Origin of the sequence: Psychrobacter sp. FME5 (genome assembly GCF_014861375.1) — a bacterium.
Lineage (GTDB): Bacteria > Pseudomonadota > Gammaproteobacteria > Pseudomonadales > Moraxellaceae > Psychrobacter.
On the sequence record NZ_RRYX01000002.1, the window covers coordinates 49,505 to 72,660 of the forward strand.

24 protein-coding genes are annotated in these 23,156 nt (G+C 42.9%); 12 read left to right on the plus strand and 12 right to left on the minus strand.

All coding sequences use genetic code 11. The features are described 5' to 3' along the window. Positions 1-25: 25 nt before the first annotated feature. Entirely contained in the window at positions 26-1,102 is a 1,077-nt protein-coding gene (hutG, locus tag EI161_RS00615) for a formimidoylglutamase (RefSeq protein ID WP_192528754.1), read from the plus strand. Between the two features lie 55 nt (positions 1,103-1,157). After that, on the plus strand, positions 1,158-2,504 hold the full coding sequence (hutI, locus tag EI161_RS00620) for an imidazolonepropionase (protein WP_192528755.1): 1,347 nt from the start codon (positions 1,158-1,160) through the stop codon (positions 2,502-2,504). 305 nt (positions 2,505-2,809) lie between these two features. Here hutI and EI161_RS00625 read toward each other — a convergent pair whose 3' ends face one another. Beyond that, positions 2,810-3,391, minus strand: a complete 582-nt coding sequence (locus EI161_RS00625) for a PepSY domain-containing protein (protein ID WP_192523436.1) — start codon at positions 3,389-3,391, stop codon at positions 2,810-2,812. A 492-nt stretch (positions 3,392-3,883) separates the two neighbouring features. Then, on the minus strand, positions 3,884-5,230 hold the full coding sequence (gdhA, locus tag EI161_RS00630; protein WP_192523437.1) for an NADP-specific glutamate dehydrogenase: 1,347 nt from the start codon (positions 5,228-5,230) through the stop codon (positions 3,884-3,886). Between the two features lie 673 nt (positions 5,231-5,903). Here gdhA and EI161_RS00635 point away from each other — a divergent pair. The 6 genes from EI161_RS00635 (at position 5,904) to EI161_RS00660 (ending at position 10,198) form a co-directional block, all read left to right on the plus strand. Further along, a complete protein-coding gene (locus EI161_RS00635) occupies positions 5,904-6,266 on the plus strand; it encodes a roadblock/LC7 domain-containing protein (RefSeq protein ID WP_010201036.1) in 363 nt (120 codons plus the stop codon). 362 nt (positions 6,267-6,628) lie between these two features. Then, positions 6,629-7,123, plus strand: a complete 495-nt coding sequence (locus EI161_RS00640) for a PAS domain-containing protein (protein WP_192523438.1) — start codon at positions 6,629-6,631, stop codon at positions 7,121-7,123. A gap of 3 nt (positions 7,124-7,126) precedes the next feature. Further along, complete coding sequence (locus EI161_RS00645) at positions 7,127-7,876, plus strand: PhnD/SsuA/transferrin family substrate-binding protein (protein WP_192523439.1); 750 nt, start codon at positions 7,127-7,129, stop codon at positions 7,874-7,876. A 74-nt stretch (positions 7,877-7,950) separates the two neighbouring features. Next, positions 7,951-8,568: a hypothetical protein gene (locus EI161_RS00650; RefSeq protein WP_192523440.1), complete on the plus strand. Its 618-nt coding sequence runs from the start codon at positions 7,951-7,953 to the stop codon at positions 8,566-8,568. 41 nt (positions 8,569-8,609) lie between these two features. Next, positions 8,610-9,224 carry a hypothetical protein gene (locus tag EI161_RS00655; RefSeq protein WP_192523441.1) on the plus strand — a complete coding sequence of 205 codons (615 nt, stop codon included), beginning with the start codon at positions 8,610-8,612 and terminating at the stop codon, positions 9,222-9,224. A gap of 305 nt (positions 9,225-9,529) precedes the next feature. Further along, a complete protein-coding gene (locus EI161_RS00660) occupies positions 9,530-10,198 on the plus strand; it encodes a class I SAM-dependent methyltransferase (protein ID WP_192523442.1) in 669 nt (222 codons plus the stop codon). A gap of 114 nt (positions 10,199-10,312) precedes the next feature. Here the strand turns inward: EI161_RS00660 and EI161_RS00665 are convergent, their stop codons facing one another. The 7 genes from EI161_RS00665 to EI161_RS00695 all read right to left on the minus strand — a co-directional run bounded on the left by EI161_RS00665 (position 10,313) and on the right by EI161_RS00695 (position 17,843). After that, positions 10,313-10,834: an HdeD family acid-resistance protein gene (locus tag EI161_RS00665; RefSeq protein ID WP_192523443.1), complete on the minus strand. Its 522-nt coding sequence runs from the start codon at positions 10,832-10,834 to the stop codon at positions 10,313-10,315. 163 nt (positions 10,835-10,997) lie between these two features. Next, positions 10,998-11,594, minus strand: a complete 597-nt coding sequence (locus tag EI161_RS00670) for a GNAT family N-acetyltransferase (RefSeq protein WP_225735159.1) — start codon at positions 11,592-11,594, stop codon at positions 10,998-11,000. After that, complete coding sequence (locus tag EI161_RS00675; RefSeq protein WP_192523444.1) at positions 11,587-12,402, minus strand: nucleotidyltransferase family protein; 816 nt, start codon at positions 12,400-12,402, stop codon at positions 11,587-11,589. Before EI161_RS00675 ends, EI161_RS00670 begins: the two co-directional genes overlap by 8 nt. Further along, positions 12,399-13,658: an XdhC family protein gene (locus tag EI161_RS00680; RefSeq protein WP_192523445.1), complete on the minus strand. Its 1,260-nt coding sequence runs from the start codon at positions 13,656-13,658 to the stop codon at positions 12,399-12,401. Before EI161_RS00680 ends, EI161_RS00675 begins: the two co-directional genes overlap by 4 nt. Before the next feature lie 110 nt (positions 13,659-13,768). Beyond that, positions 13,769-16,189 carry a xanthine dehydrogenase family protein molybdopterin-binding subunit gene (locus EI161_RS00685; RefSeq protein ID WP_192524439.1) on the minus strand — a complete coding sequence of 807 codons (2,421 nt, stop codon included), beginning with the start codon at positions 16,187-16,189 and terminating at the stop codon, positions 13,769-13,771. A gap of 2 nt (positions 16,190-16,191) precedes the next feature. Next, positions 16,192-17,184: an FAD binding domain-containing protein gene (locus EI161_RS00690; protein WP_192524438.1), complete on the minus strand. Its 993-nt coding sequence runs from the start codon at positions 17,182-17,184 to the stop codon at positions 16,192-16,194. Further along, on the minus strand, positions 17,181-17,843 hold the full coding sequence (locus EI161_RS00695) for a 2Fe-2S iron-sulfur cluster-binding protein (RefSeq protein ID WP_192524437.1): 663 nt from the start codon (positions 17,841-17,843) through the stop codon (positions 17,181-17,183). The genes EI161_RS00690 and EI161_RS00695 overlap by 4 nt, the downstream gene beginning before the upstream one ends. A 344-nt stretch (positions 17,844-18,187) precedes the next feature. On the opposite strand from EI161_RS00695, the gene EI161_RS00700 reads away from it, so the two are divergent. Then, positions 18,188-18,862 (plus strand): DsbA family protein, encoded by a 675-nt coding sequence (locus EI161_RS00700; RefSeq protein ID WP_192524436.1) that lies wholly within the window; start codon positions 18,188-18,190, stop codon positions 18,860-18,862. A gap of 26 nt (positions 18,863-18,888) precedes the next feature. Next, entirely contained in the window at positions 18,889-19,137 is a 249-nt protein-coding gene (locus tag EI161_RS00705; protein WP_192524435.1) for a DUF2164 domain-containing protein, read from the plus strand. 250 nt (positions 19,138-19,387) lie between these two features. Here EI161_RS00705 and EI161_RS00710 read toward each other — a convergent pair whose 3' ends face one another. Then, positions 19,388-20,524, minus strand: a complete 1,137-nt coding sequence (locus tag EI161_RS00710) for an S-(hydroxymethyl)glutathione dehydrogenase/class III alcohol dehydrogenase (protein ID WP_225735162.1) — start codon at positions 20,522-20,524, stop codon at positions 19,388-19,390. 196 nt (positions 20,525-20,720) lie between these two features. Between EI161_RS00710 and EI161_RS00715 the strand changes: the two genes are divergently transcribed. Further along, on the plus strand, positions 20,721-21,635 hold the full coding sequence (locus tag EI161_RS00715) for a LysR family transcriptional regulator (protein WP_192524434.1): 915 nt from the start codon (positions 20,721-20,723) through the stop codon (positions 21,633-21,635). 161 nt (positions 21,636-21,796) lie between these two features. Further along, positions 21,797-22,315, plus strand: a complete 519-nt coding sequence (locus EI161_RS00720; RefSeq protein ID WP_192524433.1) for a DUF302 domain-containing protein — start codon at positions 21,797-21,799, stop codon at positions 22,313-22,315. Between the two features lie 64 nt (positions 22,316-22,379). Here the strand turns inward: EI161_RS00720 and EI161_RS00725 are convergent, their stop codons facing one another. Next, a complete protein-coding gene (locus EI161_RS00725) occupies positions 22,380-22,670 on the minus strand; it encodes a DUF4031 domain-containing protein (RefSeq protein ID WP_192524432.1) in 291 nt (96 codons plus the stop codon). Between the two features lie 50 nt (positions 22,671-22,720). After that, positions 22,721-23,146, minus strand: a complete 426-nt coding sequence (locus EI161_RS00730) for a PACE efflux transporter (protein ID WP_192524431.1) — start codon at positions 23,144-23,146, stop codon at positions 22,721-22,723. Positions 23,147-23,156 lie beyond the last annotated feature (10 nt).

Genomic DNA, 23,156 nt, shown 5'->3' on the forward strand with positions numbered 1-23,156 from the left:
AAATGTATGTTAAAGGAGATCGGCGATGACTACAATAAATGTTAGCCACACGGCAGCGGATATGAGCCGCTGGACAGGACGTGCCGAACCGTTTGAGACAGCACGCGCCTGCTACTGGTATCAGCTTGCACAGCCTTATGCGTTTGATGGTGCTATACCAAGGGCAGGACAGCGTATTGGACTGATTGGCTTTGCTTGTGACCAAGGTGTCAGACGTAATCAAGGACGTGTGGGCGCAAGAGCTGCTCCGCCATTGATTCGTCAGGCATTTGCTACGCTACCAGTCATCGCTGACTTGCAACAGCGCTTTAATGGTCAGCTGCTAACTTTACTGGGTGATGCCGGTGATATACATTGCCATGACAATGATGGCTTTGCCGCCAGCACTCTAGAACAAGCCCAAGCACACTATGCCGATAAGGTGAGTCAGATTATTAAGCAAGGTGGCTTGCCCATTGGTCTTGGCGGTGGTCATGCCATCGCTTATGGTAGCTTTTTAGGGTTATGGCAGGCGCTACGACAAACAGATGCTGCCAATGATATAAGCTCGACTGATACAAGCGCGACGCCGCGTATTGGCATTATCAACTTTGATGCGCATTTAGATATTCGTCAGTCTGATGTGGCTACTTCTGGCACACCATTTCGACAAATAGCAGAACACCTTGATGAGCACGGTCAGCCATTTAACTATTGCTGTATTGGTGTCAGTCGATTTTCGAATACTGCAGCTCTATTTGATCGTGCTGAGCAGTTGGGTGTACATATCATCAGTGATGAAGATTGTACCAATAAAAAATGGAAAAAAATTACTGCTCAAATAACAACCTTCATCGATAGCGTGGATATTATTTATTTAACGATCGATATGGACTGCTTGCCATCAAGCGTTGTTCCCGGCGTTAGTGCGCCCGCCGCCTATGGTATTCAGCTGAGTTTCGTTGAACGCGCGGTCAAGCTTATTATGGCATCAAATAAAGTAAAAATAGCCGATATTGCTGAGATTAACCCAACCTTTGATATTGATGCCCGCAGCTGTAAAGTCGCGGCGAGACTATTAGCAACTATTATTGAGCAACACTTATTAACGACACTGGTTTAAACACATAACCACTTTTATAACTCACCTGATTATCAGCACTTAACAGGAGTATATTATGACTAACACAGCAAACCAAACAACTGATGCTGCAACGATGACCTCTTTTGATCACATCATTATCAATGCCAATCTTGCCACATTTTCAGCGCAGTATGGTTTTGATATTCATGCTGGCAACAAGGACAATGAATCGGCGGTAGCAAGCAGTGCCTCAATAAAAACCACCCCTTATGGTCAACTAGAAAATTCAGCTATCGGTATCAAAGACGGGAAAATTGCATGGATTGGCGCGACCGAACAGATGACATCACACCTTTCTCATTATCAAGCGGATCAAATCAAAGATATTAATGGCGGTTGGATAACGCCAGGCTTAATCGACTGCCATACACATCTGGTCTATGCTGGTAATCGCAGCAATGAGTTTGAAGCGCGTCTACACGGCGCCAGTTATCAAGAGGTCGCTGCACAAGGTGGCGGGATTGTCGCGACGGTCAGCGCCACTCGTAAAGCCCGTCAAGAAGAAGTATTTGCCCAAAGTGAAAAGCGCCTGCTTGCTTTGATTAAAGAAGGCGTGACCAGTATCGAGATTAAGTCTGGCTATGGCTTGGACTTAGACACCGAACGTAAAATGCTCACAGTCGCACGCCAGCTCGGGGACAAATACGACATACATGTCAGCACCACTTATCTGGCGGCTCACGCCCTGCCCCCTGAATACCAGTCTCACATGCAGGACCGTGCCGATGACTATATCGAGCAAGTTTGCGAATGGTTGCCAATCCTACATAAAGAAGGCTTGGTCGATGCGGTCGATGGCTTTTGTGAAAACATCGCCTTTAGTGCGGCACAAATCAGGCGCGTCTTTGAGGTTGCGCGCGCGCTGAACTTACCGGTTAAACTGCACTCTGAGCAACTATCTGATATCGGTGGTAGCGCCTTGGTTGCTGAATATCAAGGATTATCCAGCGATCATTTAGAGCATTTATCAGAAGGTGATATAAAAAAGATGGCCGCAAGTAATACGGTTGCTGTACTCTTGCCTGGTGCATTTTATACCTTGCGTGATACCAAGTTGCCACCGATTGAAGCGCTACGTAAGCATCAAGTGCCCATGGCAATCTCTACCGATTGTAATCCTGGTACATCACCACTGACATCGCTGTTATTAGCGATGAATATGGGCTGTACGCTATTTTATTTAACCCCTGAAGAAGTATTGGCAGGCTCAACCGTCCATGCTGCGCAGGCTTTAGGACTACCTAATAAAGGGCGTATAGAAGTTGGCTGTGATGCCGATTTAGCGCTTTGGGATATTACCCGCCCTGCCGATTTATGCTATCAGATAGGACTCAACCCTATCCAAGGTATTATGATCAAAGGACAATGGCGTAAAGGATAGCATAGCCAGATCTAAATCAAAAAGAGTCATTCATATTAGGGGTTGTATAGAATTCAGCTAAGGAACTGAGAGAGGCTGCGAAAAACTTTATAGCAATAGTACTAGGGCGTGTCCTCATTTTAAAAATGGTGATGAAAATGAGTTAAATTGCAGTTAAACAAGGAAAATAGTGCAGATAATATCGGGATATTAGCCAAATATTTGACGATGTTTAGCAAAATTTAGCCATTTTAGCCCATTTAGGTATTATCGTTTAGATTGAGGACACGCCCTACACCCATGGTTTAACTTATATCATTAGGCGATTACTTTTTAACCTTACGTTTAAACACTGAACCTGTATTGGCATCGATATTGAGTTCAATAATTTTCTGACCCTTGAGTACTTCAACCTCATAATATGAGGTATGTTTTGCATAATCACGGTCGTTTTTAAACTCAATTTCCATCACCTGACCGCCTGTTTGCTTTTCAGCAAGGTTCATCGCCGCCACAATGTTGATTTTTGCCTTTTTCTGTACTTTATAATCGTTAGTATCATCGCTATCTAAACGCTCAGATTCAGATTTGACAACTTTACCAGTCATAGCATCTATTTTGATTTCATAGTTGATACGGTCAGTGCTGAACTCTACTTCATACACGCCACCATTGCCGTCAGCATCACTATCATCGTCATCGAATTCGGCACTAACTAAAGTACCAGTAGCTTCTTTACTGGCTATATTAATGGCTTGCTTTAAGCTGATTTTTGCAGCTTGAGCAGCGCGCACCTCATCTGAATGACTAGAGGCACTGGCGGCTGTCGTCATGACACCTGTTGTCAAAGCCAATGTCAAACAAGCACCTAATGTCGTTAGTTGAAAACGCTTAAGAGCCTTATTCATAATAATTATCTCCTTATCTATGCTGTATAGATTTTTTTCTAATTATACTAAACCCAAAAAGTAAGATTAGCTGTGTCAAACTCGTTTAGTCTACAGTACGTAGCACTGGCATTCGTTTTCCTTGCTACTCTAATTTTTGTGAATGGTATTACCTAAATTTTGAGTATCTAACGTTATCGTGTTTCCTATCATAACGCTGATTAGAGAGCTCTTTGGCGCAAAAAAGTATCTCAATGTATTATCATTGTTTATAGAAAAAAAACGCGCCTACTCATCAAAGTAGGCGCGGTATGTATGGTGTCCTTTCAGGCGCTATTCATGATAGCGACCATAACTCAATCTTATACCAAACCCAAAAAGTAAGATTAGCTGTGTCAAACTCGTTTAGTCTACAAAGCGTAGTACTTGCACTCGTTTTCCTTGCCACTCTAATTTTTGTGAATGGTATAAGTTTTTATATAGCACTGATAGAGAAGTAGTACTGATCAAAACTTAGTTCAAAATACCATAAGCACATAACGCGTCAGCAACACGCTTGAAACCAACGATATTTGCGCCCGCCATATAGTCAATATAACCTTTATCCGTTTGGTTATATTCTTCTGACGCTTCAGCCGCACAGTCATGGATGTTTTTCATGATGCACTTTAGGCGCTCATCTACTTCATCAAAGGTCTGATACTGACGCACTGAGTTCTGTGACATCTCCAGCGCTGAAACAGCGACGCCACCAGCATTTGCCGCTTTTCCTGGTGCATAATGCACACGATACAAGCGAATATGATCGATGGCATCAGCAGTCAGCGGCATATTTGCGCCTTCAACGACGTATTTGACCCCATTATCTACCAACTGTTTGGCTTCATCTTCATTGACTTCATTTTGGGTCGCTGAAGGTATCGCAATGTCCGCTTTGAATTGCCAAGGCTTTTCGCCTGCAAGCCACTTACCACCAAAAACATCGACATATTCTGCTAGTGGTTTGCTTTGCTCTTTTTGCGCTTTGAGCCAATCGATTTTTTCTTGATTGAGGCCTTTTTCATCATATAAAGTGCCTTGAGAATCGGAAACCGTCAAGACAATACCACCAAGCATGCAGACTTTTTCAGCAGCATGTAGCGAGACATTCCCCGCGCCTGATACTAAGACTTTCTTTCCTTTAAGTTCTTCGTTTTGTGCGGCAAGCATATTTTCTAAGAAATATACGGCGCCATAGCCCGTCGCTTCAGTACGCATTAAACTGCCGCCAAAACCGACGCCTTTACCAGTCAGAACACCGGTAGATTCGCGCGTCAGGTTTTTGTACATGGCAAACATATAACTGACTTCACGTCCACCAACACCGATATCGCCCGCTGGTACGTCCATATCTTTGCTGATGTAGTGATGCAATTCACGCATAAAAGCATAGCAAAAACGGCGAATCTCAGTGTCTGTTTTGCCTTTAGGGTCAAAATCAGAGCCACCTTTGCCGCCGCCAATAGGCAAGCCTGTCAGTGCGTTTTTGAATATTTGTTCAAAACCTAAGAATTTTAGAACCGATTCGTTCACGGTTGGATGAAAGCGCAGACCACCTTTATAAGGGCCTAAAGCATTGTTGAACTGTATACGCCAGCCACGGTTGACTTGTACTTCACCTTGATCGTTTTCCCAGTTAACACGGAAGTTAAAAATACGGTCAGGCTCAGTCAGGCGCTCAAATATCTTCAAAGTTTCGTATTCAGGATGCGCATCATATAGTGGCTTAATCGTAAGGGCCACTTCTTTTGCCGCTTGGATAAATTCAGATTGGTGGGCGTATTGTGATTCAATTTTTTCGATAGCCTGACTGATGCTCATATAGGTTCCTTAAGGTAAAAATTGTGGTCGTGCTGATTTACATTGGCGTTTTATCGCATTACTGCAAACGATCGGATGGCAAACGCTAATGTGGGATTGCAGTCGCTCCTGTACGCTGTTCTGTCTAGGAACTGGTGGGATTAGAAGTCCGTTAATTGTGTCTCTAAATAGTACATCCAGAAGCACAAACTTTTTTGCCTTACATCTATATATCATTTTTTAGGCGTATAAGTCTAGTAAATATCACCATCATCAAAAGTGATGAACAACTTTTTTATAATTATAATGTATAAAATGACCGTTGACGAAAACTTAGTAGTCAAAAAAAATCAAAGCCAATGTTGAATATTTTGACTGCTTTATGATTAGAAACTTAGGTTCTTTTATTGATTTTATCAAACTTACTGTATGGAATAAGCGTCAAGCTAAAAATAAAAGTAATAGTTAAACCACTAAAACAAACTTTTGTTATATAAGATTAAGAAGTGAATGACGAAAGGTTATTAAACTGCCTTGAAAGGTTAAAAAACATTGAATATTTGGCCTTTTATTCACCTCATATCATATCAATATTAATAGTAAGGGCTTATAATATTGCCGCTAGTTAAAGACTGCTTAAAACATTATTAACCGTTATTTTGTTCAATTAATAACCCGTCATAGAGAGTTCGATATGCGTACTGATTCATTCCAGCAAATTTTGGAAGATTTAAACAGCTCATCAGCTGATGTTGAGGCTTCTGCCTTGATTTCTAACGATGGCCTTATGATTGCATCTGCTCTACCAACAGGTGTTGATGAAGACCGCGTTGGTGCAATGTCAGCAGCTCTATTGTCACTAGGTGACCGTGCAGGACGCGAATTGGCTCGCGGTAGCATTGACCGTATCATGATTCAAGGTGAAAAAGGCTACGTCATCATGACCTCGTCAGGTGATGAAGCGGTACTAACTATTATGGCAAAACCAAACGCCAAACTTGGTTTGATATTTCTAGACATCAAACGTGCTTCAGAGGCGCTGGCCAAACTTATCTAATCGTTGGTTTTAACGTGCTAACGTTCTTAAAGTGCTAACGCTGTGGTTCTCTTCGGCGTCTACAATATAGACTTCTTCTGTGTATAATACTTTAAATGAAAATGAGCTCACTGTCTCATAAAAATAATTTAAGGTATTACACACTGTTTATACTGAGTCAATGATTGAGGTTTTTGAAACTTGAGCTTTTAAAAATTGAGAAAACCCAATCCTAGCGCGTCATCATATTCAGCACCGTATAAGTGCTACTCATGAAAAATAAGCATGTAGAAGCACATTAAAGACCAGTACCTTGAAAATAAGCATGAAGCAAACCCGCTTATTCATTATTATCTATACCACAATAAATAAAGGAGGTTACGATGGGTTCTCCACTCCCTGACGCAATGAAGCCTGACACGCCAGCTGAGCAGATCACGCTGACCTATCATGACGGCACCTCACGTACTATCTATGATACTGGTGTTGAACGCCCTTATCCTGACGGTAAGCTGATTGTTTCACGTACCGATTTAGACGGTATTTTGACGCACGTCAATGATGCCTTTGTCGAAATTAGCGGCTACACTGCTGATGAACTCATCGGCCAGCCACAATCTATTTTGCGCCATCCAGATATGCCAAAAGCCGCCTATAAAGACCTATGGGCAACTGCTGAAGCAGGACAAAAATGGCATGGTTATGTTAAAAACTTGTGCAAAGACGGCAGTCATTATTGGGTTTATGCGACGGTTGTACCTAACGTTCGCCGCGGCGAAACGGTTGGCTATACTTCGGTACGCCGCAAGCCTTCGCGCAGCAAAATTGACGCCGCCATCGCTCAGTACGCCGAAATGAAACAAAACGAGGAAGGATAAATCATGACGACACACAATATGTTAATCGCCCCTGATTTTTCGCCTGAGCGTTTTGCAGGCTGGCACATGTTTAATATCTTGATTCAAAAACGTGCCAACCTAAACATGCATCTCAATATGCCTGCCTCACATGCTGAGCAAGAGGCGCTTATCGATGCAGGCGACATGCAAGTTATTTATGCCAACCCTTTTGATGCAGCGACGCTTATCCGTGAGCAAGGCTACCGTGCAGTTGCCCGTCCTATCGGCAAATCTGATGAAATGGTCATTGCCGCTGGTGCCAATAGCGACATCAATAATTTAGAAGACCTAGCAAATGGCGCGACCATTGCGATGGCCAATAACCGTGATGTTAAGCTCATTGGTTTACGCTTGCTTGAGGCGGTCGATTTAAACGAGGGCGATTTGAATTGGTCGGTGACCGAAACCTATCAAGCAGCAGCACGCCAAGTTATCAAAGGCGATGCACAAGCAGCATTCTTTTTGGCTGAGATTTTTCACAGCTTTTCACGTTTGACCAAAGCCCAATTAAACGTATTAATCGAAAGTGATTTGGCAGATATTAGCCATGTATTACTAATTAAAGACGGCTTTCCTGATACAGACATTCTGATGAATGCCGTGTTGAATTTGCATAACGATGATGACGGTAAAGAAGCCTTAACAGAGCTTGGTATGCCTCAAGGTTTTGAAGCCATGGACGAGGAAGATGCTGAGTTTATGATAGACTTGATGGAAACTTTAATGGACTAGCAGGTTCACTGGCATCTAACTTAGGTCATAGCCTATTGCGCTACAATATTGGCTATGACTGACAGGACACGATTATGTCTGATTTAGACCTTATCAAAGAAAATGAAATGGAAGCGCGCCGAGTGTATCGTTATTACTCACGCAAAATATTTATCGCCCCAAACAACCGACATTTTCATGAACAACGTATCAATGCTGCCTTATTACTAAACGAAAAAGAGCCGCTGCAAGGCGCCGTCGCCGACTTTTTTTATGGCTGCTGGTATGACATCCCTTACGATGTAAACAATCTGTTTACGCGTATTAAAGATCGCCTCTACCCTCATGTAGAAAAAGGCTTTCGCGATTGTATTGATAAAAAAAGCTATATCAGCCGAAATAGTATGCTGGCGACCCGCTGGAGTGTACTGATATCGCCTTCTCTTAACGAGCAAAAACAACGCTTACGTATCAGTAGTGATGACGCCAAAGAAATCTCTAAGGACATCACCGAAGAGCTAATGCAAGCCCGTGAGGATAAGGACTGGAGTACGATTGAGCAAGTCGAAAACGAGTTCTTTGCTCATTGTATCGCTCGTCATGATCGGCTAGCCTTTTCTTTGGTTTGGTTCCGTTTGGGCAAAAGCGACTGGCAGTTCGATGAACGCTGGAACGATTGCCAACAACGCCTTGAGCAAACCGTTAAGACTTAATTTATTGCCTCTTTACCCCCTTCATCACAATGGTAGCCGCTATGTCCTCTTACTTAAATGCTGATAAAACCTATCTAACTTTAACCCCAGCTGGTATTTTTGAAGCGTTTTCACAAAATGAACCTACTGCTGAGCAGCTGGCATTGCAAGACTTGTTGTCCTATGGGCAAACACTACTGGCCGCCGATTGGCTTGAACGCTATTCTGACCAATGGCTAGATACTTTTATTGAGCATGGATGGATTGAAAAGCTTTCTTTATTTTTGCCAGCGCCCAATTTACCATTAGATCAGTTTTTACCCTATGTAGTGGCAAGCTTATCTGGTAAACGCCGTGCAGCAATTGGCTCTGATGAAGGGTTTTGCCTAGCGCGTATCGGCTACACTCAAGAAGAAGCCGATATGCTCAGTGTGGCAGCGGCGGATTTTTCAGGATTTATGTTACGCCAAAAACAACGCGGCTGGGCAGTAGAAAGCCAAGCTATCTCCTTCTTTCAACAAGTCGATTTGCTGATTCCTGAGACCAGTTTTGTGTTTTTGTGGATTGACGGTTCGGGCTACGTACTTATCATCGATGGCGAGCCCTTAACCAACAGTCGAGCCTTTGTAGAGCTGGTTTGGGCGTTAAAAACGTCTGGATTGAGATTCCTTAACTAGGGCCTGCCCTCAGTTACTCTAAACTCAACATTAAACCATTAGCCTGTGCATTCCATAAAGTAAAGATGTGCCTAACTCTATATTAGGCGCATCTACCTCACCCCCCAAAGCCAGTAATAAGAATACCCTCAAAATTAACAACAACTTGTCAAATGTTAGGTCATACTATCACTCACTATATTATTTAATTGAAAACTTTATAAAACTACCATACATTAATCATTTATCCTCTTAAACCAACCTCCTATTTGAAAGTGGCAATCACTGCCAAACCTTGCACTCTTGCTTATTTTTTAGGAAAGTTTATGACTTCGCTGACTACTGTGCGCGTACGTTATCAAACAATTGAAATTGGCAGCACCGACATCCACATTTGCACCCTCCGTGACAATCAGCAATTTAGTGATCCAGACGATGAGGCGCTTAAGCTAGGCATTTGCTCTGCTTCTTGGCCGATGTTTGGGGTGATATGGCCATCGAGCTTGGTACTGGCCAACCATATGCTTGATTACGATATTACGGGCAAGCGGATTTTGGAAGTGGGTTGCGGTATGGCGCTGTCAAGCCTATTACTCAACCATCGCCATGCCGATATTACCGCAACCGATTATCACCCAACCGTTGAGTACTTCCTCGATAGGAATACCACGCTCAACAATAATAAAGAGATCAATTTTGAGCGTTTAGATTGGGCCCAAGACAACAGTGGACTTGGTCAGTTTGATATGATTATCGGTAGTGATTTATTATATGAAGACCAACACATCGATATGTTGGCTGAGTTCATCGAGCGTCATGCCCTGCCAAAGTGTGAAGTCATCGTCGTCGACCCAGGACGTGGTCGCAAAAACAAACTCACAAAGAAAATGATAGAGTTTGGATTTAGCAGCAAGCATATTAAGCCTGAGGATACCACTTACCTTGACGTACCATTTAAAGGGCATATCTTGACGTTTTCGCGTGCGGCTTTATAGGACAAACCTGTTACGCTGTATTGAAATTTCTGATACTGTATAAAATAAAAATACTGTATAAAATAAAAAAGACTCCATTGATGGAGTCTTTTTAGGGTGTGTCACCACTAAAATCTATGTATTTCGAACCAAAGGTGGTTGTACACGTGAATACATAATCAGCGATATGCCGTTTGAGATCAGCTCAACTGCCAATAATATACCAAGAATATAGGTCGCCGAGCGCGGATATCCACTAAATATCATAACAGCTAACGCAATCGAGATAAGTCCTGAGATTAATACGGGTATAAAAGCCACTGTCTTGCGTAGGCCGAAAGCAACAACCACTCTCACGATACCTGTTGCCATAAATAAAATAGCAACCACCATGGTCAACGTTAATATACCTTGCAGCGGATCTTGTAGCAGCTCAATACCGATCAATATGCCAAGCACACCACCGATTGCAGCCAGCACTTTGCCAGTGGTACTATGAGCGCGGAATAGGGCAATAAACTGTAACACCCCCACCAAAAGGAATATAAACCCTGCTAGTTGTTCAGCGGCAAAAGTGGCGCTAAGCGGATTAAAGAATGCAAAAATCCCTCCAAGAATACTGATGATACCGACCACCAGCCATAACGTACGACTCATAACACGACCTTACTTTATATTTAATAGAAAGCATATTATATCGTAGCGCGTTTTTCATCTTGTATGACGGTGGTAATATATTCGAGTAGTCCTGTTAAGATCAAGGTCTGGGCGTTGTATTATACTCATAAGCCTGCTAACTGTTTATGATGGTTTATCAAAATTAATCCATACTATGCTGCTGTTGACGCGTAATTTTATATAATACATGCTCAGCCAGTGGATGATTCGTATCAAGCGCAGGGTGATAGAAATTATCCTGCATGTTGGTCATGCCAATACGCTGCATAATAAGCTGCGAGCGCTTGTTTATAGCAGCAGTAAATGAGACGACCTCATTGAGTGCTAACTCGTTAAAAGCAAACGCTAATGAAGCACGTGCCGCCTCGGTAGCATAACCTTGTCCCCAAAACTCTTTGCGCAGTCGCCATGCAATCTCGACAGCAGGGGCAAAAGACATATCTGTATGGGTTTTATTCAAGCCAACAAAACCGATAAAATTTCCAGACGTTTTTGAGCCGTCTTTCAAACTTACCGCCCAAAGTCCCCAACCTTGATCAGCAATAAGCTGCTGACATTTATTAGCAATCATATTACTGACTTTAGGAGTTAATAACTTAGGAAAATAGCGCATAACTTCTGGATCGGCATTCATCTCAGCAAATACCGCAAAATCAGCTGGCTGCCATTGCCTAAGAAAAAGACGTTCTGTTTCTAAAACCTGTATCATGGAATATTCGCCATCGTTAATATTACTCATCAATCCAGCCTTGTTGCTTGGCATAAGCAAGATGCTCGGGTGTGTCGATATCATAACTGAGTTGCTTATTTCTGACGGTACTTATATGACTTAGCGGCAGTCCTCTAATCAAGTGGCGCAGTCCTTTATCACCTACTAGCTCTGCCTGCCATTGCTTTAGTAGGTCATAATTAATCGCTAAAGGCAGTCCGATGATATCTTTTTTAGCCTGTGCAGTAACGGCAGTTTTATCTTCTGTTGCGCTATCTAAATACATCCAGTCATCATTGTTACTATAACTGCTTGCAACCACTATCTTCTTGCCAGCTAATAATGCATTTAAATGCGGCTTATCTAATAAAACCTGATCAACGCCCATGATTAACACACGATCAATAAGCCTGTCATCAAGATTAACCAATGTCTCAATACCCAAGCTCAAGCTATTCGCCATACCTGTTTCAGGCGTAGGATTTATAACCGTATAAATAGTTGCATACTGTACAGCTATTGGCTCAATTGCTGATTGAATCCTATTACTAATACACGACTTGTTTTGAGTCACAGAATTGTCATGAGGAATGACAACAATAATAGCTTGTGGCTGAGTGCTCAATGCCAACTTAAGCATATGATTAATTAATGGTTCGCTATTTTTGCAAAGTAATTGCTTGGCTTGACCAAGACGGCGACTCAAGCCACTTGCTAATATAATGATGGCGTGGCTGTTATGTGGCGGATGGGTTTTATGTTGAGTATAGCTTTGCTGTTGCACGCCATTTAGCTGCTGTGTTTTAGCTTCTACTGTTGTCGATTTATCCTTATTCATACGCAGCTCAGCGTTGCAATACTGCTCATGGCTGCTGTACCTGAAAGTTCAGTTTCTAAAGTACCTGTTAGCGATTTTTTATGATGCACAACGGCAGTTATCTGCGCCATGATACCAAGTGCCAATGCTTCAGGTCCGTCTCCGCCTAATTTATAGCCAATAGGATAGTGTAGTTTACTAATACCTTCCTTTAAGGCAGTAGGATTCTTTTTGACGGCATTAATCTCATTAATTAGACGCTCGGTACGATAACGCGGACCCAATTGCCCAAGATATTTATAATGGGTCGAATGCTCTAGTAATACTAAAAGACGAGCACGGTCTTGGGTAAGGCTATGTGACATCAAAGCTACCGCTGCATTCTCACTCAATCTGAGTAGTTTCTCGTGTGCATCTAATAACAATGGCATCACGATATCAGCTTGAGGAAAGCGTAGGCGACTGGCATATTGTGCGCGACTGTCAATGACAGTGACATGCCAGTCTTGCAGCTTTGCCATGGTCACCAGTGGCATCACGTCGTTACCGGCCCCGCAAATAAGCAAACGTATTTGTGGTTGTAAGCGCTGTAGCAGCCACTCTGTCGTTAAACCTTCATTTTTTAAGATCACGTATTCAGTGTTTTTATCAGAAACCTCATGCTTTGATAACGCTTCAACCGTCTCTCTAAGCGCATGAGTAACAGGGTTTGAAGCATCTATTAAAGCTTGATTAGAAATATTATCATCCTTAATAATAGTGAGTTTTCCGCTATTAATATAAGTTTCTATATCTACTCGTATACCAGCTGGTAACGGTCTAATATCATTGCTATCCGAACGGATTAAAGTAGCTATCATTGCTGGCTGCTGAGTACGACGTACGTGGCGGATAATATCTAGGAATGGCAGCGCAGCTTTTAAACGCTCAAATAATACGTGTATCTTTCCATTACAGCCTAAACCAAAATTTAGCTCGCTCTCTAAATCACTACGACCACTATATTCATTATTTTCGTCTAACGGCTCATCGCCAGTTTGGTAAACCTGCACATTTGCACCGTTGCGAGTCAACCAAAAGGCGCGTTTTATAATATGCGGCTCAAGGCAACCGCCACTAATCATGCCAACTGAGCGTCCATCTGCACAAATAAGCATCATCGCGCCCGCACGGCGATATGCCGAGCCTTCGGTACGCACCACTGTCGCCAGCACCGCGTCAACGTTTTGCTCCTGCGCGGTGCTTGCTAGCTTAAGAATATCAGCGACCTGATTCATAATTCCTCTTATATACTATCTACTATTTGTATCCATAATCATCAGCTTATAAAACCCGCTAACTGTTATAGCTAACGGGCTTCTTTGATTACTCTGTTCAACTACAAAATCTACTCTGGCAGCTCATAAAGCAGCTTATCAAGTGTGATGGGGAAATCATAAACTCGAACGCCAACTGCGTTATATATAGCGTTGGCAATAGCTGCCGCTGCGCCTGATATTGCGGTCTCGCCTATGCCTTTGATGTGCATGGGATTGGTATAAGGATCATCTTCTTCGACTAATATAACCTCTAGTTGCGGCACATCTGCATTGACGGGGATATGGTATTCAGCAAGGTCATGATTGCATAAACGACCATCACGCTTGTCATGGATGACTTCTTCCATCAGTGCTGATCCAATACCAAAAACCATACCGCCGTAACACTGTGAGGTCGCGGTTTTATGATTGAGTATACGTCCAGCGGCAAATGCACCTACCATACGTTTGACGCGAATCTCACCAGTAACTCTATGTACTGCTACTTCTGCAAAATTGGCCCCGAAAGATGCCTGACGATGGCTTTTAGCATTTTTACCCGGTTTTATTTGTCCTTTAGCGCTAATTTTTTGCTCATCATAATCAGCGACGACGTCGGCTAAAGCATAAGAGTGAAAGCTGGTAAAATCGTACTTTTTATCTGTTGCTGTTGGTAAGGGTAAACCAGTTTTTTCAGCGACTTTATCTGTTAAGTCTTCAGCTTTATTTTTAACGCTCTCAATAGCAGCTTCTGTTACGTTAGAGTTGTGTTGACCTGCTTGTTTGATTTGCCCATTATCGAAACAGATGCTATCAGAATGTAAACCTACTTTTTCCGCTAACATGTCACGTAACTGCTCGCAAGCAAGGTAAACCCCGCTACCGGCACTTGCCGCACCCATACTACCGCCCGAACCGACTGCAGGCGGCAAATCACTATCGCCTAATTTCATCTCTATATGATCGATTGGTAAGCCCAATAAATCAGCAGCGACTTGCGAAAATACCGTATAAGAGCCGGTACCTATGTCGGTCATATCGGTTTCGATAATAGCTTTGATACCCAGTTTTTTTGTATCATCGACTTGCAGGGTTGCTCGCGCTTCAGAAAGTTTTAACTGATTACCGCGAGCGGATGCTGCCATACCCGTGCCAATCCACCAATCACCCTCTAACTGACTGGCAGGTTTGGCATTACGCTTATCCCAACCAAACTGCTCTGCCGCTTGTTGCATACAGGCAGTAAGCTGGCGCGTCGAAAATGGAATATCTTGGCTCGGGTCTTGCTCAGGCTCATTACGACGGCGCAGCTCAATGGGATCGATATTCAATTGCGAGGCCAATTCATCCATCGCACATTCAACGGCAATCATGCCGACCGCTTCGCCAGGCGCGCGCATAGAGCCTGAGAGTACTTGGTTCATGTCTACTTTTTTATAATTGACGCGGCGGTTTTCGCCACGGTATAAATACTTAGTAGACAAAGCCGTTGGTTCAAAAAATGCCTCACCCGGTAGATTACTGGTAATCGTATCGTGAATCATGGTATTGATAATGCCGTCTTTATCACAGCCAATCGCGATACGCTGACGAGTATTTGAACGTCTTACTGTGGCTTCCATAACTTGCGGACGGGTCATACTAATCAACACAGGGCGACCTAATTCTTTTGCAGCAATAGCCGCTGCAATCGATTCAGGGGCGATGCCCAACTTACTACCAAAACCGCCGCCGACAAAATATGAAATCAACTGCACTTGATCTTTTGTTAAGTCCAAGGCATCCATTACTTGCTGCTTACAAGAGGCGATCATTTGATTTGAAGTGTACATGATGAGCCTATCATCTTCCCAGTAAGCCAACGTAGCGTGCGGCTCCATAGGTGAGTTGCTCTGGCTTGGCGTATGGTAAAAACGATCAAGGGTTACAGCAGAATCAGCAAGTCCTTGCTCTGGGTCACCCTTTATGGCATTTTTATCTGAGCCGTTTTTTTCATCGACATCATGAGCACTCGAAAGTTCTTTGGTAAAATTTAAGGCCGCTTGTTCAGCTTCGTCTTTATAACTAACCTTCAAAGCATTCGCGCCTTCGGTCGCTGCTTCAAAGGTTTCAGCAATCACTACTGCAATCGGCTGACCATGATAAAAAATCTCACTTGCGCCCTGTGTTGGTGCTTTGGTTGCACCGCCTTGCTGGGCATTGCGCAAAAAGTGCTTAGGATCAGTCACCACCTTAATAATGCCAGGAATATTCTCTAAAGCGCTGCTATCGATATTTTCAACTCGACCTTTGGCAATCTTGGCGCTGACTAAAACGCCATATAGCTGATTTTCTCGATGTATTTCTGCCGAATAAGGCGCTTGTCCGCTGACTTTTAACGAACCGTCGACACGGTTAATGGGTTTACCAACCAAATTGCTTGCCGTTTTGTTAAACAAGGTTTCGACGGGTTCATTCATCGTCATTTTTTTGGTGGGTTCTGATGCAAATACTGAGTCCAATAATGACATAATTATGCTCCCTCGCCCGCTAAGGCGCGCTGAATAACTTGTTTTAATAGACGGCGTGTCAGTGGTATTTTGAAGTCATTTTGACCCTGACCTTTGGCTTCTTTTAATAATAAATCTGCCGCCTGCTCAATAGTATCGTTATCACCTTTAGTATCGATTAATAAGGCTTCAACCGCTTCATTACGCCACGGCTGAGTACCGATACCGCCAAACGCCAAACGTACTGTTTCTAAATCACCCTTATCATTAACATTTATCACGGCAGCGCATGATAGCAATGCAAAAGCATAAGAGGCGCGGTCGCGAACTTTGTCATAAGTGTGGCTGCCTTTTATAGGCGCTGGCAGGACCACATGAGTAATGAGCTCGCCAGACTCTAAAACAGTTTCGATACTAGGCGTGTCTTTTGGTAGGCAATAAAAGTCTTTGATCGCAATTTTTCGTGTGCCACCATCCGCTTTAATCGTTTCAATTGTCGCATCGAGTAAACGCATCGCAACAGCCATATCGGAGGGGTGCTGAGCAATACAAGCGTCACTAGTACCTAATATGGCAAGGGTACGATTCTCACCGTTGATAGCTGGACAGCCAGTACCGGGATTGCGCTTATTACAGGGACTATCGGTCTGATAAAAGTAATAGCAACGGGTACGCTGTAAAAAATTGCCGCCCGTGGTGGCTTTATTGCGCAGCTGTCCAGTCGCGCCAGCAAGGATCGCTCGTGATAATACTGGATAATTGGCAATCACTTGCGGGTGCGCTGCCAAATCGCTATTGGTGACCAGCGTACCGATACGTAGCCCACCATCAGCAGTCGTTTCTACTTGTCCCAACTCTAAGCGAGCGACATCGACCAGCTTGATAGGGGTTTCAATCTCTAACTTCATCAAATCTAATAAATTGGTACCGCCTGCAATAAACGAAGCTGCCTTTGGGCTGGCCGAAACTGCTGCTTGCTGAGGTGCATCAGCGCGGATATATTCAAAGCGTTTCATGAGCGATCTCCTGATACGGTCGTACTGGCTTTGTTTTGCGTGGGCTTGCTGAGCTGCGCTTCGCTAGGCGGCGGAGACCAAATACCACTGACAGTTGAGCCTTTCGTTATCGTCGCTTTAGAAGCCTTACCGTCCACTACCTCGTTTTTTGTTGTATTCTCCAAAACCTGCGAGATGGCATTGATAATATTTGGATAGGCAGAGCAGCGACAAATATTACCGCTCATCCGCTCAGAGATTTCTTGAACCAGCAGCCCATCAGGATTTTGCAAATCGGTGGTCACATAGCTTGGCCAATTTTGTTTGACCTCCTCTATCAAAGCCGTCGCCGAACAGATCTGTCCAGGCGTACAATAACCACATTGGAAAGCATCGTGGTCTTTAAAGGCTTGTTGCAATTCAGATAGCGAATCCGGTAAACCAAGACCTTCAATCGTTGTAATCTCATCACCGTCATGCATGACTGCCAAGGTTAGACAAGAGTTAACTCGTCGCCCATTGATGAGTATGGTACAGGCACCACATTGACCGTGGTCGCAGCCTTTTTTGGGTCCAGTAATTTGTAGATGCTGACGACAGACATCGAGCAAGGTCGTGCGCGGATCAAGATTATCGAGCTGATAATCTAACTTATTAATTGATAACGTCAAAGTAGACATGCTGGCTTCTCGCTGGCAGAAAAACATAAAAGAGATAAAATAAACGCCCTTTAAAATAGCGCTAACTGATTTATTATGTCTTATTAAAAATGTCGATTTGTTTTTACTTTGTAGTCATTGCAGGGTAGTTTTTTAATCATATGCACATTCGACTCACTTTATGATGAGTGTTACCGAGAGTTAGGGTCAACACTTTCCATTGGTAACTTAGCGCACATTGTAATCACGCCATCTTTCTCTTAGTATTGATTGCCTTAGCTTTTATTGAGTATTGCACGATAAGCTCTAAAAAAAGCAGCCCAGATAAAAGACAAATATATAAATAATAAATTAGGCAGAAAAATATGCAAAATTCAAAGCAGTTGTCATCAGAGCAGCCACTACGCATCGATATCGTATCAGATGTCGTTTGCCCTTGGTGTGTCGTCGGCTATCGCCAACTAGCAGCAGCACTAAAGCAGACCGATACTGCTCATGAGATACACTGGCACCCGTTTGAGCTCAACCCAAACATGCCAAGCGAGGGTCAAAACATGCGTGAACATATCACAGGAAAATATGGCTCGAGCAAGCAAGAATCTGATGCTAGCCGCGCCCAAATAACAGCTGTGGGTTCTGAGGTTGGCTTTGAGTTTAATTTTACTGATGAGCTGCGTATGCACAACACCTTTAATCTGCACCAGCTTTTGCAGTGGGCAGATCAGACAGAGCCAAGCCATATGCATGATTTAAAACAAGCATTATTTACCGCTCACTTTACCAATGGGCGTAATATCTCCGATATCGAAGTGCTTGCTGATATCGCGGCTGAGGTTGGACTCGATCGTAACCAAGCACTAATCATATTAGAAGATCAGCGTTTTGCTACCGAGGTGCGCGCAGAAGAGCAGCACTGGCAACAGCAAGGTATCCAGAGTGTACCGGCGATGGTTTTTAATGAGCGGCATTTGGTCAGTGGCGCGCAAGGTGTAGAGAATTATGTCAATATTTTAGAGCAATTGGCCAATATGCGAGAATAAATATTTTTTTAATAGGATTATCATAGATGAGCAAAGATAAACTGCTGACATTATCAGATGAAGCGGAAACACTCGTTTTAGACGAACTGAGGGTTTATATGAACGATGAATTCGACGTTGATATCGGTAATTTACCGGCTAAGTTTTTATTGGATTTCATTATCGAAACGATAGGTCCGCATTTATACAACCAAATGATTGATGATAATGAACCTTGGTTATACGATCGATTTACAGCTATTTTAGAGGACATGCACAGTTTTAAAAAAGATTAATGGTTTGGTATAAGCTATAGTCGATCCACTATAAAACAAATTCAGTGCTACTGGGATAAGTTTTGCGCTGCCTCTGTCTGCGTAGGCACAGCAAGCAAGAAAAATTTATCCCAGTAGCGCGTTATAATATCTGTATTTCTTTTATTTAGAGCTGACTATACTTAAGTCATATTAAAACGAAAAATGCTGCCCCTTATATAAGCAGCTAGGAGCAGCATTTTATTTTTATTATCTAGCTTTGATATTTTACCTAAGTCTTACTCTTAAAATGTACCACAGAGCGAATACTTTCACCTTTATGCATTAAGTCAAAAGCTTCATTGATGTCCTCTAATGGCATAGTATGCGTAATAAAGTCTTGTAGTGGGATTTCACCAGCAAGATAACGCTCAACATAGCCTGGCAACTCGCTACGACCTTTCACACCACCAAATGCCGAGCCTTTCCAAACGCGACCAGTCACTAGCTGAAATGGACGGGTAGAAATCTCTTGCCCAGCGCCCGCCACACCGATGATGACCGACTCGCCCCACCCTTTATGGCAGCATTCCAGTGCTGAGCGCATGACATCGACGTTACCAATACATTCAAAAGAATAATCCACACCGCCATCGGTCAATTCAACGATAACATCTTGAATCGGCTTGTCATAATCTTTTGGATTGATACAGTCAGTCGCGCCAAGTTTTTTAGCCAGCTCAAACTTGCTTTCGTTAATATCAATCGCAATGATACGACTGGCTTTTGCCATCTCTGCGCCGATAATCGCTGATAGACCAATACCGCCCAAACCAAAGATGGCGACGGTTGCGCCCTCTTCGACTTTTGCGGTATTCATGACAGCGCCCATTCCAGTGGTTACGCCGCAACCAAGTAAGCAAACTTCTTCTAGTGGCGCTTCTTTATTGACTTTAGCTAGAGAAATTTCTGGCAAAACGGTATATTCAGAAAAAGTTGAGCAGCCCATATAATGGTAAATTGGCTCACCATCTTTATAAAAACGTGTCGTACCGTCGGGCATTAAGCCTTTGCCTTGAGTTTCGCGTACCGCAGAGCACAAGTTAGTTTTGCCTGAACGGCACATTTTACAGACGCCGCACTCTGCGGTATATAAAGGGATAACATGGTCACCAACTTGTACACTGGTCACGCCTTCGCCAATTTGCTCAACGATACCGCCGCCTTCATGACCCAAAATCGCTGGAAATACACCTTCTGGATCTTCACCGGATAAGGTAAAAGCATCGGTATGACAGACACCACTGGCAACAATCTTGACCAGTACTTCGCCTTTTTTTGGCAGCATCACATCCACTTCTTCGATAGACAGTGGCTGGTTTGGACCCCAAGCAATGGCGGCTTTAGATTTGATAAATTTATCTGACATCATTATCTCTCTTTTTAATGTATTTTATTGGTTGTTAAACACAGACCTCTTCAGCTTATCTTGCTTGCCGAATGGAGGCAAGCGACAGTTGTAGCAGTCTGTAAAACATTTGATTTTATACTGACCATTATAGTTTTTTCTATAAGGATAACAATATGCTATATTTGCAAATATCTTTTACACACTGGTAATAATCATGCGCTGGGATGGAATTAGCGAGTTCGTTTACGTAGCAGAATATGAGAGCTTTACGCGCGCTGCAAAAGAGTTGGGCATTTCTACCGCACAAGTCAGTCGTCAGATTAGCGCTTTAGAGAAGCGACTTAATGTTAAATTGCTCTATCGTACCACGCGCAAAGTATCGCTCACCGAAGAAGGACGCGTGTTTTATCAGCATTGCCGCGGGGTGCTTGATGGCTTAGATGCCGCCGAACAAGCTGTCAGTAACTTACAATCAAAACCGCAAGGTAGGATTAAGCTGACCGCGCCTGTGACTTATGGTGAGCAGCAATTATTACCAATAATAAATGATTTTATGGTGCAATATAGCGATATCGAAGTGACGGCTTTTTTAAGCAATCAAAAGATTGACTTAATTGAAGGCGGTTATGATTTGGCGATTCGTATTGGTAAGTTAAGTGACTCGACGATGATGGCAAAAAAACTCAGTCATCGCACTAACTTTGTCTGTGCCGCACCCGCTTATCTTGAAAAATACGGCATACCTCACTCTCTGAGCGAACTGAGTCAACATAACTGCTTACTTGGCACGCGTGATTATTGGCACTTTATCGAAGATGATCAAGAAGCGAGTAAAAACATTACTAGAAAACATGCTCAAAGAGCATCTAAAGAAAGAAACCTACGAGTTTCGGGGACGGTGCAATATAACAGTGGTTATAGCCTAGTCGATGCGGCTTTAAAAGGTCTAGGTATTGTGCAGTTGCCTGATTATTATGTCAAAAAACACTTAGCATCCGGTCAGCTCATTAGCTTATTGGATAAATATCGAGAACCAGAAGAAGGCATTTGGGCTGTTTATCCGCATAACCGGCATTTATCGCCAAAGATTAGACTGCTTGTCGATTATCTAGCAGAGCGTTTGGCCTAGAAATCTGTGCAGGCGTCTTGCCATGCTACTCTTTACTATGCACGGTTCATTACGGCACAATGTGATGTATGATGACCCACAATGTGATGACGCACTATAAATATTTGATGTTACCAACTATCACTCGCTGGATAAACGACCACCATAAAAAAGGACTACATATGATTAAAATTATTTCTATAGCAGCGTTAGCTTTAGCCGTTTCCTCTTGCGCCAGTGTTGAAAATATCTTGGGTTCATCTAATGACAGCACTTCAGTTAAAGAAACAACCACTTCTCTCAACACTAAAAATGGGCTGATAACCCTGCAAAGTAATCATTCTGTCACCGATACCGCTGATAAGCTAGCGTCGATTATCGAAAGCAAAGGTATGAAAGTATTTGCGCGCGTTGACCATCAAAAAAATGCGCAAGGCGTTAATTCAACATTAAGACCAACGCAAGTTATTATATTTGGCAATCCTAAAGCGGGTACGCCATTGATGAATTGCGAGCAAAGCGTGGCCATTGATTTACCACAAAAAATTCTCATCAGTGAAGGTGCTGATAAAAGGGTATGGTTGTCTTATAACAATCCTGAATATTTAAAATCTCGTCATAATATCAAAGGCTGCGATAGTGAGATTGATAACATCTCAAAAGCACTTAACAATGTCAGTAAAGCTGCCGTCGCAAAATAAAAATTATAAATAAAAAAGGTGGATTAGCAAAAGCATAACCCACCTTTTTTAGGTTTTTATTCATTTATCCGACATTACCAGAACGCTCTATTTGACAATTTAACTCTACTTTTAGCTTCTTCGCACACTCGATAATCTTTTTACGATTGGCAGGGATAGCACCATGTTTAAGTGCTGTTTCACGCATTTGTACTGTGACGTCATAGTGAGGATAACTGGCGTTTCGATGGAACAAGCGCTTATCTACTTCAATGTATGCCGCAAACTCATGTAATTCTTCCAAAGTATCAGCCAGCATATGGCACCACTTATAGCCTTTAAATTCTATCTGCATAAAATCTACATATATCGCCATATAGCCGCTCCTTTTATTTATTGTATAGAACAGTCTATAGTAGATGCATTTTAACTATAACTGCTTGTAGGGATAGGAAATACTTTGTCATAAATCCAGTTGTAGATAAAAGCATAGATGAGATAAAAGGTTGCCATTGCGATATCCATCTTAAATGCTTCCCAAAGGCTGATATTTAAATACCAGGCGATGACGGGTAGAAATAACAATAACAATCCGCCTTCAAATAACAGCGCATGTAGCACCCGTATCAGAACTGTCTTTTGTACTACACCACGTAACCTGAGCATGGCACGGTCAAACAAAATATTATAAAAGTAGTTCCAAAATGTGGCGACGATAGAGCCGGCCAACGCCATGACTCCCATCAGATGTAGCTCAAAACCAAATACTAAGCTTGCTAGTGGGGCAAAGATAAGCAGACCTATAATTTCAAACCCTAAGGCATGGCGAATCCGGTCTTTTTTGTTACGCATGAAACTTCCT

Bases quoted from the DNA above. Each gene is read 5' to 3' on its own strand.
- EI161_RS00730 (WP_192524431.1), bottom strand. From the start codon at position 23,146: ATGCGTAACAAAAAAGACCGGATTCGCCATGCCTTAGGGTTTGAAATT.
- EI161_RS00720 (WP_192524433.1), top strand. From the start codon at position 21,797: ATGATTAAAATTATTTCTATAGCAGCGTTAGCTTTAGCCGTTTCCTCT.
- EI161_RS00675 (WP_192523444.1), bottom strand. From the start codon at position 12,402: ATGAATAAGGATAAATCGACAACAGTAGAAGCTAAAACACAGCAGCTA.
- EI161_RS00715 (WP_192524434.1), top strand. From the start codon at position 20,721: ATGCGCTGGGATGGAATTAGCGAGTTCGTTTACGTAGCAGAATATGAG.
- EI161_RS00650 (WP_192523440.1), top strand. From the start codon at position 7,951: ATGTCTGATTTAGACCTTATCAAAGAAAATGAAATGGAAGCGCGCCGA.
- EI161_RS00640 (WP_192523438.1), top strand. From the start codon at position 6,629: ATGGGTTCTCCACTCCCTGACGCAATGAAGCCTGACACGCCAGCTGAG.
- EI161_RS00625 (WP_192523436.1), bottom strand. From the start codon at position 3,391: ATGAATAAGGCTCTTAAGCGTTTTCAACTAACGACATTAGGTGCTTGT.
- EI161_RS00670 (WP_225735159.1), bottom strand. From the start codon at position 11,594: ATGAGTAATATTAACGATGGCGAATATTCCATGATACAGGTTTTAGAA.
- EI161_RS00690 (WP_192524438.1), bottom strand. From the start codon at position 17,184: ATGAAACGCTTTGAATATATCCGCGCTGATGCACCTCAGCAAGCAGCA.
- hutG (WP_192528754.1), top strand. From the start codon at position 26: ATGACTACAATAAATGTTAGCCACACGGCAGCGGATATGAGCCGCTGG.
- EI161_RS00680 (WP_192523445.1), bottom strand. From the start codon at position 13,658: ATGAATCAGGTCGCTGATATTCTTAAGCTAGCAAGCACCGCGCAGGAG.
- EI161_RS00700 (WP_192524436.1), top strand. From the start codon at position 18,188: ATGCAAAATTCAAAGCAGTTGTCATCAGAGCAGCCACTACGCATCGAT.
- EI161_RS00655 (WP_192523441.1), top strand. From the start codon at position 8,610: ATGTCCTCTTACTTAAATGCTGATAAAACCTATCTAACTTTAACCCCA.
- EI161_RS00695 (WP_192524437.1), bottom strand. From the start codon at position 17,843: ATGTCTACTTTGACGTTATCAATTAATAAGTTAGATTATCAGCTCGAT.
- hutI (WP_192528755.1), top strand. From the start codon at position 1,158: ATGACTAACACAGCAAACCAAACAACTGATGCTGCAACGATGACCTCT.
- EI161_RS00725 (WP_192524432.1), bottom strand. From the start codon at position 22,670: ATGGCGATATATGTAGATTTTATGCAGATAGAATTTAAAGGCTATAAG.
- EI161_RS00705 (WP_192524435.1), top strand. From the start codon at position 18,889: ATGAGCAAAGATAAACTGCTGACATTATCAGATGAAGCGGAAACACTC.
- EI161_RS00685 (WP_192524439.1), bottom strand. From the start codon at position 16,189: ATGTCATTATTGGACTCAGTATTTGCATCAGAACCCACCAAAAAAATG.
- EI161_RS00665 (WP_192523443.1), bottom strand. From the start codon at position 10,834: ATGAGTCGTACGTTATGGCTGGTGGTCGGTATCATCAGTATTCTTGGA.
- EI161_RS00710 (WP_225735162.1), bottom strand. From the start codon at position 20,524: ATGTCAGATAAATTTATCAAATCTAAAGCCGCCATTGCTTGGGGTCCA.
- EI161_RS00635 (WP_010201036.1), top strand. From the start codon at position 5,904: ATGCGTACTGATTCATTCCAGCAAATTTTGGAAGATTTAAACAGCTCA.
- EI161_RS00660 (WP_192523442.1), top strand. From the start codon at position 9,530: ATGACTTCGCTGACTACTGTGCGCGTACGTTATCAAACAATTGAAATT.
- gdhA (WP_192523437.1), bottom strand. From the start codon at position 5,230: ATGAGCATCAGTCAGGCTATCGAAAAAATTGAATCACAATACGCCCAC.
- EI161_RS00645 (WP_192523439.1), top strand. From the start codon at position 7,127: ATGACGACACACAATATGTTAATCGCCCCTGATTTTTCGCCTGAGCGT.